Source organism: Actinomycetospora atypica, assembly GCF_042653685.1.
Classification (GTDB): Bacteria; Actinomycetota; Actinomycetes; order Mycobacteriales; family Pseudonocardiaceae; genus Actinomycetospora; species Actinomycetospora atypica.
Genome location: NZ_JBHSIV010000004.1, coordinates 72,014 through 86,865 on the forward strand (window position 1 = coordinate 72,014; position 14,852 = coordinate 86,865).

The 14,852-nt window shown below is 69.5% G+C and carries 8 protein-coding genes; 4 read left to right on the forward strand and 4 right to left on the reverse strand.

Annotated features, from left to right (window positions below):
• The first annotated feature begins 19 nt into the window (after window positions 1-19).
• Window positions 20-1,132, forward strand: coding sequence for a polysaccharide biosynthesis protein (locus ACFPBZ_RS05010; protein ID WP_378034910.1), 1,113 nt, complete (start codon window positions 20-22; stop codon window positions 1,130-1,132).
• The gene (locus ACFPBZ_RS05015; protein WP_378034911.1) at window positions 1,132-2,325 is read left to right on the forward strand and encodes a glycosyltransferase family 2 protein; all 1,194 of its coding nucleotides are present in this window, start codon (window positions 1,132-1,134) and stop codon (window positions 2,323-2,325) included. The genes ACFPBZ_RS05010 and ACFPBZ_RS05015 overlap by 1 nt, the downstream gene beginning before the upstream one ends.
• A gap of 802 nt (window positions 2,326-3,127) precedes the next feature.
• Here the strand turns inward: ACFPBZ_RS05015 and ACFPBZ_RS05020 are convergent.
• The 3 genes from ACFPBZ_RS05020 to ACFPBZ_RS05030 form a co-directional block, all read right to left on the reverse strand.
• A complete protein-coding gene (locus ACFPBZ_RS05020) occupies window positions 3,128-4,354 on the reverse strand; it encodes a hypothetical protein (RefSeq protein ID WP_378034912.1) in 1,227 nt (408 codons plus the stop codon).
• 740 nt (window positions 4,355-5,094) lie between these two features.
• On the reverse strand, window positions 5,095-5,619 hold the full coding sequence (locus ACFPBZ_RS05025; RefSeq protein WP_378034913.1) for a hypothetical protein: 525 nt from the start codon (window positions 5,617-5,619) through the stop codon (window positions 5,095-5,097).
• Complete coding sequence (locus ACFPBZ_RS05030) at window positions 5,616-7,451, reverse strand: hypothetical protein (RefSeq protein WP_378034914.1); 1,836 nt, start codon at window positions 7,449-7,451, stop codon at window positions 5,616-5,618. The genes ACFPBZ_RS05025 and ACFPBZ_RS05030 overlap by 4 nt, the downstream gene beginning before the upstream one ends.
• Window positions 7,452-7,754: 303 nt before the next feature.
• Here ACFPBZ_RS05030 and ACFPBZ_RS05035 point away from each other — a divergent pair, with 303 nt between their 5' ends.
• Both ACFPBZ_RS05035 and ACFPBZ_RS05040 read left to right on the forward strand, forming a co-directional pair.
• Window positions 7,755-10,667 carry an ATP-binding protein gene (locus ACFPBZ_RS05035; protein WP_378034915.1) on the forward strand — a complete coding sequence of 971 codons (2,913 nt, stop codon included), beginning with the start codon at window positions 7,755-7,757 and terminating at the stop codon, window positions 10,665-10,667.
• Between the two features lie 199 nt (window positions 10,668-10,866).
• Window positions 10,867-11,208 carry a hypothetical protein gene (locus ACFPBZ_RS05040; RefSeq protein WP_378034916.1) on the forward strand — a complete coding sequence of 114 codons (342 nt, stop codon included), beginning with the start codon at window positions 10,867-10,869 and terminating at the stop codon, window positions 11,206-11,208.
• Window positions 11,209-11,722: 514 nt separating this feature from the next.
• Here ACFPBZ_RS05040 and ACFPBZ_RS05045 read toward each other — a convergent pair.
• Window positions 11,723-14,728, reverse strand: coding sequence for a hypothetical protein (locus tag ACFPBZ_RS05045; RefSeq protein ID WP_378034917.1), 3,006 nt, complete (start codon window positions 14,726-14,728; stop codon window positions 11,723-11,725).
• Window positions 14,729-14,852 lie beyond the last annotated feature (124 nt).

A 14,852-nucleotide genomic window follows, 5' to 3' on the forward strand; every position in this document is an offset into this window, starting at 1 on the left:
GTCCTTCGGGGGGATACGTATGTCCGCAGTCAGGAAGCCGAGGGCCCGCCAGGGCCTGCTCGGCCTGGCGTCGGCGTTGCTCGGCCGCGAGTCCGAGATCGTCTACGGCGTCGAGGCCCGGGCCATGATCGAAGGCCGCACCGTGCTGGTCACCGGCGCCGGCGGGTCCATCGGCAGCGAGCTCGTCCGCCAGGTCCGCACACTCGCCCCGACCCACCTGTACCTCGTCGACCACGACGAGGGCGCCCTGCACGCGCTCCAGCTCGAGCTCACCGGGCACGGCCTGCTCACCGACCCCCACGTCGTGCTCGCCGACGTCCGCAACGGCTCCACGATGCACCGGCTCATGCGCAAGCTGCGCCCCGACGTGGTGTTCCACGCCGCCGCCCACAAGCACCTGCCGCTGCTCGAGCGCTTCCCGAGCGAGGCGGTCAAGGCCAACGTCGCCGGCACCCACAACGTCGTCGCCGCCGCGACCGCGGCCGGCGCCGGCCTCGTCGTGAACGTCTCCACCGACAAGGCGGCCGACCCCACCAGCGTGCTCGGTGCGACGAAGAAGATCGCCGAGGAGGTCGCGGCGGCCTACAGCAGCCTGCAGACCCGCGTCGCGTCGGTCCGCTTCGGCAACGTCCTCGGCAGCCGGGGCAGCTTCCTGCAGTCGCTGGACTACCAGGTCACCGCCGGCCTCCCGATCACGATCACGGATCCCGCGGTCACCCGCTACTTCATGACGATCCCGGAAGCGGCCGCGTTGGTGATCGAGGCCGCCGTCCTCGCCCGGGCCGGCGAGACCTACGTCCTGGACATGGGCGAGCCGGTCGCCATCGTCGACCTGGTGCAGCGCTACCTCGCGACCACCGGTACGGACGCCGAGATCGTGTTCACCGGCCTGCGACCCGGGGAGAAGCTGCGCGAGAAGCTCGTCGACAACTCCGTCGAGGTGGTCAGCACCACCGCCCACCCGCGGATCACCCGCATCGACCGGAGCCACGACGGTCTACCGGACATCCTCGACGAGGTCGTGGCGCTCTGCGAGAACGCCACCACGATCGACCCCGACGAGGTCCTGGACCAGCTCTGGACCCTGGCCGACGGCATCTCCACCCCCGCGCCGGTTCTGGCGGTGGCCTGATGAACCTGGCCGCCACCCTCGCGCTCGCCGTCACCCTCTTCTTCCTGCCCCTGGCCTGGATGCTCGTCGACAGCATCGGCGGCATGCGCTCCAAGCACTCCGCCGCCATCGGCGTCGGGTCCTACGCCGAGGAGGACTTCGCGGTCCTGGTCCCGATCTACGGCAGCGTGGCCTACCTCGAGAACGTCGACTTTCTCGCCGACTACGGCAGCCGCGTGGTCCTGTGCACCACCACCCGCGAGACCGACGAATTCAATGCCGCCCTGCAGGCGATCGCATCCACCCACGGCTTCCGGACCTTCTACACCGACGCCGTGAAGACCGGCACCGCGGGGAAGCGCGACACCGGCGGGACCGTCCGCGACACCGTCATCCGCGACGTCCTGCCCCACCTCACCGAGCAGTACGTGGTCTGCATCGACGCCGACACCACCACCGTCGAACCCCTGCAGCGTCTCGTCGGTGCCATGAGCGCCCGCGGTCTCGACGTGGCCTCAGTGCGCCTCGTGCCCTCGAACGCGAAGAACTCGATCCTCACCCGCCTGCAGGCCTACGAGTACCGGCTCGCGATGCGGCTGCGGATCGTCGCGCCCTGGTTGGTCTCCGGCGCCTGCCACGCGGGCCGCACCACGGTGATGCGCGAGATCATGGCCCGGCACTCGATGTTCTTCCAGGGCAACGACGTCGAGCTCGGCGTCCTGGCCGACGCCATGAACTTCACCGTCGGCCACGTCCCGTTCGAGGTCCCCACCGCCGTCCCGGAGACCTTCAGGGCCTGGTGGCGCCAGCATCTCGCCTGGGCCGGCGGCGAGTTCCGCCTCTTCGTCGTCAACGCCAAGCTCGGCTTTCGCCACCCGTTCTTCTGGAGCTACGGGCTGATCCTGACGATCCTGCTGCTGCCGCTGCGCTGGACCGCTCTCGTCGGGGGGAACTGGGTGCTCTTGACGATGGTGGTGCTCTACATCGCGCTCGGGCTCTACCTCCATTGGAGCGATCTCGACTTCGCACTGCTGCTCATGCCGTTCTACGCAGCCTTCGTCAGCCTCGTCCTCGTCCCGCTGGGCCTGTGGTCGTACTGCTCGATGGCCTATCGGAGCCGCAACGCCGGGATCATCCGTGTGCCGAACCGGGACGAACTCCAGGAGATCGAGCTCCGCATCGGGCAGTACAGCAGCTCGCCGTCGGTGGCGTGACGCGAACCCGCTGACGCACCTTCCGCTTCGCGCGCGGAGCCCACCCCCGGGTGGGCTCCGCGCGCTCCTGTCGTCCAAGAGCCGAAATCGGGACAGGCCGACCCCGCTTTACTCGTCGCCAGTGGCACAAGCGTGGCTCGGCAGCGAAGCGCAGGGCCCGCTTCACCCTCGCGCACGTCACAACCGGAGAGGCCAGCCTGTCGATGGCCGAGGGGCAGCAGGGCGTGGCCGATCCCGAAGACGTCGGCGCATCCTGGGGCTTCCTCTTGGTCTGGTGGCTGCTGCGCCGGCTCGACCCGACCCGCCAATGAGCGCCCCGCCAATGACCCTCCCCCGGCTCCGCGCCGTCGACGGCCGCACGCTCGAGGTGACCGGCCGCGTCATCGTGGGCCGCGACGAGTCCTGCCACCTGCCCTTTCCCGACGAGGCCCGGCTCGCGCGCCAGGGGCTCGCGGTCGTCGGGCAGACCGGGGGCGCCCTGCTGATGTGCTTGAGCCGGACCCATGGGTTCGTCGTCGACGCCGACGGCGCCGTGTCCCCGCTGCCTCCGGCCAGTCCGCGGGCTACGTCCTCACCCGCGGCAGCGCGACTCGGTGGCGTTGAGGGTGATCGACCGTGTGCGTCACGCGCAATTCGCAGAACCGGAAGAACGGCGTCAGCCGTACCTAGCGCACACGGACGAAGCCGCGGACCACATACCTAGAAGGATGGCTGACAGCGCCCGCGTCTCCCGCGACCGGCCTCGGCATGGGGCGCGCGGGTCTAGGTCAATCCATGCCATCTGTCCGACGTGCTCTAACCGTCAATCGCCCGCAGGTCGGGTACGCCTCATCTCAACGTTGCCCGCAAACTTCGACCACTCCCCGACGAGCATGTCGCGTGACGGGCTCTGTCCCGCTTCCAGATTGAAAGCCGTCACCGTGGCGTCACGCGGATCGTCCCGATGACCGTGAACGACCTTGATGTCGCCGCGTTCGTCGTAACCGGGTTCTGAATACAATCCGCGATCAACGTAACGGGCGTGTTCATCAGGAGTGAGAGCAACTGGATGCACGTCCCATTGGTCTCGGACGGGGTCCGCCCTTCCTACCATCGCGAACACCTGCTCGTCGCCTCCGACGTGAGTGCTACTGAACCCGTGATCTCGCAAGATAGGTGCCGTCGTCCCAACGGCAAACGGGGTATCAGAAAGAGGCGTCACAGCGTAGACGCGGCTCTCGCCGCGGTCGTCGTACCAGTCCGGCGCGAGTGAGTGCCCTGTTGTCGCCTCGAGGCTGCCCTTCAGCTCCGCCGAGAAATAGTCTCCGTGGCGGGCCTTCTGCTCGAGGATTTCGTCGGTGATCTGTTCCCGAGCGGCGTCCTCGCCCCCGTCCTCGATGGTGCCGTCCGCCAAACCCGCAGCCACCTTGCCCTCGCGTTCCTTGACATCGTCCCGGGTCATGGTCACTCGTCGGTAGAACGGTTCAGCGGAGAGTGCCGCGCCCGTGTCACGGTCGCCAGCGCGATGTCTGAGTCGGTCCAACGCGTTCAGTACCTTGCCGGCTTCGTACCGTCCCGTGGTCTCGACTGCGACCCGAAGGTCGTCTGCCAGCATCGGAGCGCCGAGTTTCCGCGCGACTTCGTCGTAGACTGCCGCCTTCAGGAATTCCTTGCCAACGTCCTTCGCAGCCTCCAGGCGCGGGTGCTTCGCAGTCTCACCCTCCTTCTCGACTGAACCGCCCTGACCCTCGGGTGTGAACCTGTCAGGTCCGGTGTCCCTTCCATCGAATGAGCCGGGCGTGCCCGAGCCATCCGACGAGCCCACGGTGTCGGAGGTGGACGACCGCGGTTCAGAAGTCCCGGACGGATCCTCTTCCTGTTCCTCGCTCGAGTTGCTAACCGCCTCGTGGTTCTGGTTTCGGACGTCTCCGACCTTCTGGTCAGCCTCGTTGCCCGACGTCGAGCCAACTCCGGACGAGTCCTCGTCCGCCGTGTGCTCGTTCACGACGGGTGCGGGAGTGTCGGCCGATTTGTTGTCGTGGTCGCCCATCTCGGCCTGGTTCTGCAGAGGCCGATCCGGCGAGCTGGTCGGTTCGGGACCGACGGAAACCTCAGACGGGTCTCTGTTCGACGGCCGGTCCACCACTTCGAGGCGCCCATGTACGGCATCCTCGGCCCCGTCCGGTTGCGGTGTCTCGGGTCGGCTCGTCGGCTCCCGCACCTCAGGTCCGCGCGTCGGCTCCCGCACCTCAGGCCCGCGCGTCGGCTCCCGCACCTCAGGCCCGCTCGTCGGCTCCCGCACCTCAGGCCCGCGCGTCGGCTCCCGCACCTCAGGCCCGCGCGTCGGCTCCCGCACCTCAGGCCGGCTCGACGGCTCGGGCGTCACCGGACCATCGGACGACTGCCGCACGTCCGGCCGGTTCGGAGGTTCCGGAACGTCCGGCCGGGCCTGAGGTTCCGAGCGCGGCGCGTCGGCGGGCTTCGGCGAGCCGGTCGGCTGCGAACCATCTGCTCTCGCCGCCTTCTCGGTGGCGAAAGCGTCGAGCTTTGACTGGACGTCGCGCGTGGGCCGCAGGCTGCCGTCACCAGGCGGCGTATCCGAGCGAATGGCCTTCTCGGTACGAAAGTCGTCCAGCTTTCCCTGGAAGTCGCCAGTGGGGCGGAGGCTCCCGTCCCCCGGAACTCGTGGCGCGGTGTCGGCGCGCTCCGCAGGATCGGGCCGACGGGGCTCCGTGGGCGGCTCAGGTGGCCGCACCTGGTCGGCGGGCCTGCTGGTGCTGTCAGCGCTCATTACCGGGACCGGCCGTTCCGAAGTCCCGATTGATCGAACGCACCGGGCTGCCCGAAGCCGGGGAAGGGGTCCCCGCCCGGCCAACCCTGTCGTGCGACGGGCGGGACCTCGTGTGCCCACGGCGGGCGGGGATCGAGGGACCCCCTCCGCGCCGCCTCCGCCTCGGCCTGCGCGGCGCGCGCGGAGGTCTGGGCGGCGTCCGCGCGGCGCACGAGCCAGACACGCAGCGCGAAGAACGCGACGCCCGAGATCACTATGCCGGCCAGCAACGCCGTCCCCTCGGCATTCGTCAGCGTCGGCGGGGACGGCGAGCGGAGTCCGAAGATCGCGACAGCCAGCAGGAGACCGTACCCACTGGCCATGACCCGCACGATGGTCCACCGCAGCGGGGGTAGGCCCGCCAGGACACGGAAGAAGATCCGGACGAGGGTCAGCCCCAGGAAGAGCGCAGCCCCGAACTGCAGTGCAAGGACTGGCCCGAGCAGCAGCGCCGCGACGAAGACCGGGACGGGGCCGACGTTCATCGGTCGACCCGAGGGCTCGGGCTGAGGCGGATCGCAACGGCCATCGCCGGGTTGCAGTCGCCCGCGACCACGCGTCGCCCGCCCGGGCCACGGTCGACCAGAACGAAGCAGCTGGGCATCAGGGTCTGGAACTCGGTGGGCTCCATGGTGAACTCGTAGGAGCGCTGCATCACCTGACCGTCAGTCTGCGACTCGCCCTGAGTGTGCGTGACACCTCGGGTCGTCGACCCTCCCTCCGTGGTCGAGACGGTGTAGCTCGAGCCGTTGTGCGACGAACCCCCACCAGGGCCCCACCCGCCGCCGCGGGAGTCGCTCCACGACTCGCCGCGGCTCCAGGTGTCCGTCTCGGAGGTCGAGATCGCCGTCGAGCGGTTCGTCCCGAGCTGGCGGGAGAACTGGCTGAGCTTGAAGGAGTAGCCCTTGCCGATGTGTTCGGCGGCAGCAGCAGCCTCCGCGGTGTTCCCGAGACGCATGAAGATCGTTGCGGAGTCGGCGCCGCCGACGAGCTGGAGGGCATCCTCGCGGAGGTGCTTGAACAGCAGCACGAGACGAACCCCCGCGTCGCCGGCTCGGTCGGAGAGGGTCTCGAGGGAGTCCCGGCCCAGCGTGTCCGCACCCGCCACGATGACGATGCGCTTGGGACCGCTCCCACGCTGCATCCGAGCCAGACGGTGGATCAGGAGCTGGACGAGGACCCGCTCCGTGAGGTCGCGGCACCGCTGCGAGGCGTCGGCCAGGTCGATCACCGTGAGGCCGCTCGCTGGCCACATACCGGTCGGGGCCCCGGTCTGCTGCTCGTTCGTCTCCGCCTCCCCACCGAGCTGCGCGAACTCGCCGCTGAGCGCCCGGAGCTCGTCTCGGACCCGCTCGCTCTGTCCGACCACGACGTCAACCTGAGCCGCGAGGCGTCCGAACTCCTCGTCGGAGAGCGGTGACTGCTCCCCCGAGGCATGCACGGAGCGCAGGACGTCGAGCCCCGCGACGATGCGGGCGAACGTCTTCCGACCGTCGAGGTTGCGGGTGACGGCCTGGAGCAGGCCGGCGTCGAGCGTGCGCATCGCCGATGCTTCGGGCTTCGGACGCCCGGAGGTCACCGCTTCGGCGAGGACCTCGGCGAGCGCGTCAGCGTCCAGTTCGTCGAGGAAGCCGCCGCCCGCGAACGTGCCTGGCGCGGCAAGACGCCCGACCGGCCGCTGCGCTGCGGCGGCATAATCCATCAGTGGTCCGGCGATTCCCCGGCCGGTCAGGTCGAGGCACAGGATCGATTCGCCCTCGGCGAGCGCCGTGCATCCGGCCGTGGTGAGCAGGCATTGCCAGCCCTCACCCGCGCCGCCGAAGACGTCGACGCGCGACATGCCTCGGGACAGCGTCAGTGGGTAGTGGAGGTACTCGCGTTCGTAGCGGGCCTGCTCCGCAGCGTTCCACTCTGCCCTCGCTCGGTCCCACCCCCACCAGTGCTGCTGGTATGCCTGGAACTGCCCCGCGGCCCACTGGTCGTGCGCCCGCCGCGCATCATCGATCGCCTTCCTGGCCTGCGCGACACCGTAGATCGCGAAGGCCCCGATACCTCCTCCGATCAGGATGAGCAGTAGTCCGAAGACGGAGAAACCTCCGCCTCCGGAGAGGAAGCAGAAACCGAAGAACGCCGCGATGCCCGGCCCGATGAGACGCTTGGCCAACCGCCGCTGTGCCTCCGCGTAGCGGTAGTGCAGTGCACCGAGGTCCGGGGCGCTGGGCTGGCACCACTGCGGCTCGGCCTCTGGGAACGCCGCAGGAGCGGCCGGCTCCACGAACTCCCAGCCCCACCGCTCCGGCGCCGTCGCCAGCCGCACGGCGAGGTCGTGACGCGGCCGCGCCCACATCGCCGACCCTCGAACCCGCCCAGTGTCCGTCGTTGCCGACATCGCGTCCCTGCTCCCCCACCTGCTCGGCCCGGTTGTGGTCGGGCCCCGTCCGTTCTAGTCAACGCGTCGTCGCGAGAACGAGGGCGGCGTTAGCGGAACATGGGGTACAGCAACACGTTCAGCCTAACGCTTTCCTTCGTTCGGCCTAGTTCGTTGCCGCTCGAACTGCCTGATAGTCAACGCCGTCTACTGAGATCTCCCGATCCGTCGGGAACGAGCACCGGGGGGACCGTGCTCTCGGCAACGCCGTTCGGCCGTATGCACTGCTACCGCATCACCTCAGTCCCGCGCTCCGAGGAGTCGTCGCGCTCTCCGTCGCATCCGGGACCACGAGATTCCGAGCGGATCCGCGCGCGACTGTTCGCCGCGCTCACCGCCACCCACGCATCGCTCGCCGGCGAGCGCGCAGCGCAATTGGCCCTGGCATGGTGGCGCCCGGACGGCGAGGACGTCCGCGTCGTTTTGGGAGCGACCCCGTCCTTCCCGCTGGTCGACGATGCGCCGACCGAGCCGGACGATGATGGTTGCGGTCTGCTCTACCCACCCGGCGCTCGCGCGCGCCAGATCGACGTCGACGAGGCGGACCGCGAGCTGGGGAAGTTCCCGTCGTGGGTGGCGTGCGGCGGCGCGGGCGACGCACTCTGGACGATCGACGGACGGGGGACCGCGGACCCGCTGCGTGGCGGGTTCGAGGACCACGCGGCGCACCTCCCCCACCCCTTCGTCTGGCTGGTCCTCGCGGAGCCGGTCAGCGCGGACGCTCTCGAACGCGAGATCGTCGCCCTGGAGTCGCTCTTCCCAGCCCTGCGGATGAAGACCAACTCGGAGAAGGACCGTGTGGCCTTGCAGCGCGCGGAGGGTCGGTACCGGGACCTGGTCCGGGCCCGGGTGACGGGTCTGTGGTCGGTCCGGATCGCAGCCGGTGGGCGGAACCCGGCTGAGGCCCGGGCGAACGCCGCGGTCCTGGCCTCGGCGAGCGAACTCGACGAGCAGCCGTTTGTGGTGGTGCCCGATACCGAGGTGACGGACCTGCACTCCTGCCTCGGGGCGTCGACCCGCCTCCGGGGCGAGGCGACCGTGCCCTTCACCTGCGGTGCCGACATCCTCCTCGCTACCGCCCCGCCGCCGACGAGGGAGATTCCGGGCGTGCGAGCGGTCGATGCGCCCGAGTTCGACGTGACGGCGGAGGCCACCTCCGGCCCAGAGTGGGCACTCGGCGCGGTGCTCGATCGGGCCAGGCGCGCGGCCGGGCCCTTCACGGTCTCCCGCGACAGCCTCAACCGGCACGCCTTCATCTGCGGAGCGACGGGCTCGGGCAAGTCCCAGACGATGCGGACCGTCCTCGAGGAGATCGCGAACGATCCCGTCGACCCGCTTCCCTGGCTCGTCGTCGAACCAGCGAAGGGTGAGTACGCCCGGATGGCCGGACGGCTGGGGCCGGATCGGGTCACCGTCATCCGGCCCGGCGACCCCGACGTAGCACCGGCATGCCTCAACCCGCTCGAGCCCGAGCCCGGATTCCCGCTGCAGGCGCACGCAGACCTGGTGCGGGCCCTCTTCCTCGCCGCCTTCGAGGTGAGCGATCCATTCCCCCAGGTTCTGGGACGGGCGCTCACTGACGTGTACGTCGACGCCGGGTGGGACCTGCTGACGGGAACCCCCCGACCCACGCACTCGCCGACGGTAAGGCGGAGCGATCCACCACGACAGGCGCATCCCCGCTACCCGCGGCTCGGGGACCTGCAGAGGGCGGCGCGGCGGGTCGTTACCCGGATCGGCTACGGGGACGAGGTCGCCGCCAACGTGCAGGGCTTCGTCGACGTCCGGATCGGGAGCCTGCGTTCCGGGACCCCGGGACGATTCTTTGACGGCGGGCATCCGCTCGACCTCGCGACGCTGCTCGACCGTCACGTCGTACTGGAGCTCGACGGTGTCACGAACGACCAGGACAAGGCCTTCCTCATGGGGGTGATCCTGATTCGACTTGTCGAGCACCTGAGAGTCCGGGGAAGTTCACCGCGGTTGCGGCATCTACTGGTGATCGAGGAAGCACACCGGTTGCTCAAGAACGTGGCGGACGGGCCCGCCGCCGGTGCGGTGGAGCTGTTCGCGTCACTCGTTGCCGAGATCCGCGCCTACGGCGAGGGCGTTGCCGTCGTCGAGCAAATCCCGTCGAAGATCCTGCCGGACGTTCTCAAGAACACGGCTGTGAAGATCGTGCACCGGCTCCCTGCCGCTGACGACCGTGCCGCGGTGGGGGCGACGATCAATTTGTCCGAGCAGGCCTCAAGCCTCGTCGTCTCCCTTCCACGCGGAAGGGCAGCCGCGGCCACCGACGGAATGGACTACCCCGTCCTCGTGCAGTTCCCTCTACGGGAGGGCCGGGAGACCTCCGAGGGGGCCCGGAGCGACGCGCCTCTGGCGGGCCGCCGCAGCCCGTGGTGTCCCGGGACCTGCCATGAGGCGCCCTGCTCCGCGCGGGAGATCAACGACGCCGAGCACGATTCCCGCTCACCCGTCCTCGTGCTCTGGTGCGAGACGATCGTGATGAGCCTGCTGCAGGGCGTCCCCGTACCGACCCCCTCGGAGCGCGTGGCGCGGGCCCTCGCCGACGTCCCCCAGGAGCGGATCGGCTGCATGCTGATCCATCTGGCCGAACGGGCCGTCGCCGCCCGTCAGGTGGAGCTCCGACCCTGGGTGGACGTCGCCGATCTCGAGGGCAGGGTCCTCGACGAGATGACGTCGTGGTGTCTCGGGGAACCACCCCCCGAAGACCCTGACCCGCTGCACTGGACCGCAGGTCCCTGCCGGTACAGCGGGGTGCGTGAATCGCTGGCCGCCCTCCCCGCCGAGACGGCCGTCGACCCGGACCCGCGGTGGTCGGACCTGAAGCTCCACCTCGACGCCCCGACGGCCGGGGGGTGTCTCGCCCAACTGGACGCCGAGCCGGTCTTCCGGGTCGGCGGCGACCGAGTGGTGGTCGGAGACACAGGGAGCAGCCTGCTCCGTGAGTCGGTCGAGCAGGTCGGCGCCGGGGCCGACGCACGAGCGATGGAGCTGGCCATCCGGTCGGTTACTCGCGCGGACGCCCCGGGACTTGCCCGGCTGCTGCACCTCAGCTGCCACCTTCTCGAGGAGAACTGATGGGTATCGACTCTACGAGAGGTCCGGAATCGAACTCCGCGCGCTCGACTCCCGTGGCCGAGCAGGTAACTCCGGCCGATCGGCACCGCACCGCACCACACCACCGATCAAGGACCACGCGGGCGACGACGGCACCGCCACGACCCACCCCCGTCTGGACCGGTTGAAGACGTTGGCGAGGGAGGCCACCGTCGCGGGCGTGGTCACGATTGCGTCGATCGGCTTGATCTCGCACAAGGTCAGCGGAGAGCTCGCCGGGAACACTGACGCGGGAAAAGCGAAAGAGCGCGGAGAACTCGTCCGGCCCGTGACGAAGGAATCGACTGCCGGGTCGATTGACGCTGCGGTGACCAAGGGATTGAACGAGATCGGCAAGGGCGCAGGGGGGCTCGGATCGCAGGGAGCCGAGCAAGTGGCCGAGACGATCCACGCTCGTCGGAAGGCCTCGGAGGAAGACGAGCGCCACGGCGGGGAGCCGCGTCAGCGCGGGTTGGTCGCAGGAGCCGACGTGGAGGCGGCGGAGGTCCGCCGGGCGAACTGAGGCTGGTCGAAGGCTCCGTGTACACCGACATGCGCCTGGTCCGGCGTCACAGCCCCTCCCAGCAAAGGGGTACACGAGCCCACGCCCTAGCGTCAGGCAGTCCACAGCCTCTCGGGTGGCGGCGCAAGCGGACCTTCCTAGTCGTCACCCGGAATCTTGAGCAGGGAGATCGGACCGCGTCCGTCACCGGCGCCGTCGTCGCGATTCTGGTCGCATGCGGGACGCTGTTCAGATGGTCGAGGGCACGCCGGGAGACGGGGGTCCGCCGCGAGCGCGGCGGTCTCTCGAGGTGGCCCGCCAACCACTGGGTGCGTCCGGCTCGCGGCACTCGAAGCTCGGCGGGAACGATCAAGCGTCCACGGTCGTCTATTGGTACGGGCTCGACGCACCATTCCCAGTCTTCGTTCTCAGGTTCTTCAACGGCCTGCTGACCTGAACGCGACTGCCATACACGGGCGCGAGCGTCGAGCAGTCCCCCTGTACCTCGTCGAGAAACGCGATGGCGTACCTGGCCTTAGGGCTGGTTGCGCAGCAGGGACTGGAGAAAGGAGAGGCCCCGACGTGCCTCGTCCGGTCGTGTGGCATCGAACGCCGGGAGCGCGTAATCGAGGTAGTGCCGGCTGTCATTTGACAGAACCCACCCGAGGGGCGCGGCGACCGCAGGTTGGGTGGACGGCGCCACGGTCACCACCCCACCGCTGGACGCGTGCACGGCAGCGATGGCCCTGCGACAGCGTTCGTCCTCGGTCGCGTCACATGGATTCGCGACGGCGATCGCCAGGCGTTGGAGCCAGGCCTGCTGGCCCGCCTGGACGTCGAGGGCCGAGCGCCCCTCGAGCGGAACGATCGCCTCGACCGCGGCCGTTGGCGCCTCCGCCAGCACGTCGCCACCGAAGTGGTTATCGAGAAACACCACCACAGGGACGATGACGCTATTCGGGGCACCGGCGAGGCGCCCGGGCAGGGTTCCGCCGAGGACTGCGGCGTTGTGTCGCTGCACAATCGTCATCACGGTCGGAGCGATGTCAGCCAACGTGCCGAGCCCACTGCCCTCGGCGTACCCGCCGTCGACCAGTTGGAGCGCGCGCGGGGCCTTGCCTTGCTCAGGGCAGGACGTGGTCCGGCCAGCTGGCGTGACGAAGGGGAACCGCGCCGAGAGCATCGCCGCGGTCGACCACCGCGGACGGTCCGTCCTGCAAGCGAGCAGGGTTCCGAGGTCGACGCTCGCCCCGATCCGCGGGCTCGTGTCGTCGCAACCGGTCCCGGTGGTCCCTGGCCACGCGACCTGGCTGACCAGTACCCGGCACCCGGAGATCGCGTCGGTCGAGTTGAGGACGAGGGCCCCGGTCGGTGCACCGATGCCGTCCGGGTAGGTCTGGAGGAGGTCGGGTGCGGCGCGCTCCCAGACCTGCTCCATGAGTGCCGCGCGATCGCGCCAGTCCCAGGTGCCGTCGGGGGCGTAGGAGGGGACCCGCAGGCCGGTCAGGTTCCCGACGGCATCCGCGTCGAGGAGGCCGGCCGTCGCCGCCGCGAGCGCGTCCGGCTGCGACAGGCCCGTGGACGCGTCCTCGGGTTCCGCGGCGTGACCGCGGCTGAGGGTGAGCCCGACGGATCCGCCACTGACCCCGCTCGAGACGACGGGTGCATTGGCTGCGCAGTCCGCCTCGATCGCCCGGAGCGGGTCGATTCGAAGGCTCCGTAACGCGTTTTCGGTCCAGTAGGACGCCCGGATGCCTCCACCCGCAGCCGCGACGAGCACCATGGGACGCACCTTGAGGTCGGCTGCCAACCGGTCGCAGGGGACGGAGCGGCGTGCCCAGTCCTCCAGGAGAACCTGCGGCGGCACCCGCTCCGTCCCGGTCCCCCCGGTGAGACGCAAGGCGTGGAGATCACGATCGCCCCCGGCCCAAGCGTTCGCGATGCCGATCGCCACCAGGAGTGTCAGTACCGGCGTGGCCTGGAGCCGGAAGAACCGGAAGAACTCCAGCGGCTGGTGGTACTGAGTGTGGACGACCAGCAGCCCGAGCACGACGATCCAGGCGGCCAGCAGTATGCCTGTGGTCGCGGTGACGCCGATGAGACCACCGAGGCAGATCGGAAACAAGGCGAAGGCGAGTGCCACGACGACCGCGACGAGACCGACGGCTGTGTCGACGACCCTGCCGCTGCGTGGTCGGTACTCCGTGACATCGAGGACAGCAGCGCCCTGGACCCGCTCGATGAGCTTGAAGGAGACGAAGGGAACGACGACCAGCACTGCCGCCGCTCCGACGACCAGCCCGGTCGCCCAACCCGAGCGCCCCTCTGCCGTCGGCGGTAGGACGAGCACGACGGTCATCGATCGCACGAGCGACAGGCACCCGATAACCAGGGTGGCAATCGCCAGTACATCGCCGGTCCACCGGACCGCCTGTGCGCGCCCGTCATCCTCCTCCGCCGAGATGTCAACGCGGGGAGCCCACTTCTGAGTCCTCGGCCCGAGACAGCGAAAGAACACGCTGACGACCACCGCGCCGAGGACCACGCTCAGGAAGGTCCAGATCTGGCGGTGGTCGATCCATCGGCCATCTCCGCCGACGGCGACGAGAACCGAGCCTCCGACCGCCCCAAAGAGCGCCAGGACGACCAGCCATCCAACGAGCGGTGATTCGTCCAACTCCTCGTGGGAGACGTAGAACTTGTGCGCGCGTTCGCTGCGCCGACGCCCGACGTAGAACGCCGCCACCGTGAATAGCGCTGTGCTCAAGGCGGCCGCGCCTAGTTGACGCGCTAGCCCGGGCAGGCTGTCCAGCCACTGTCGCTGTACGTCCGGAAGCTGATCGAACAGATCCCCCAGGGGGACGAGCGAAAGGACGGCCAGGAGCGCGAGCGCCACGGCCGTCACGCGTTGCCATCGCAGCCCTGTCCCGGCCAGGCGGGCGGCACGAGCAAGCACGGCGCGCGTGCGTTCGTTCCGAACGATGGCAACGACGGCGGAGAGCAGGGCGACCCACTTCACCGTCGCGGAGGTGGCGATCGCGTACCGCACGAGTCCCGACGTATCGCTCAGGTCCGGGTCGAGCACCCAGAGCAGGATGGCGTTCTCGACCAGGTCGGCCGTCACGACGACCGTGAGCGCGACGACGGCGACTCGACTCAGCCAGCCCCGACGCAGGAGAAGGAAGAAGCCGAACGCGTACGCCACGATGAAGACGAAGTCGATCGATGCGTAGATTCGCGCGAGCTCGGCCACGGACACCGGGACGTCCGGATTAGGCGCCCATCGCGCCCAGCGATCGGCGACGGAGAGGGCCATCGGCCCGGTGACCTCCCCCAGCGACGCCACCCTCGCCGACTGGTCAGGGATGGAGGCGATGAGCCGGTCGATCTCCAACAACGCGAGGAGCAACCCGATGGCAACACCTACGGTGCTCATGAGTACCGCGACGGACCTGGTGGTGTGCGGCTTGGGCTGATTCGGACAGCCCGGGTCCTGCCCGCGGAAGCAGAGCCTCCACCAGCGACGCCATGCATCGAGCACGGGCACTCCTCGCCGAGCCGTCCCTGCAACTGTGGGTGACCCTTGCCCCGGATGACACGGCAGTCGACCGGCTGAACGGGCTACGGCAGCTGGCAGCCGGGTGAACGTCTACCAGAACCCCAAT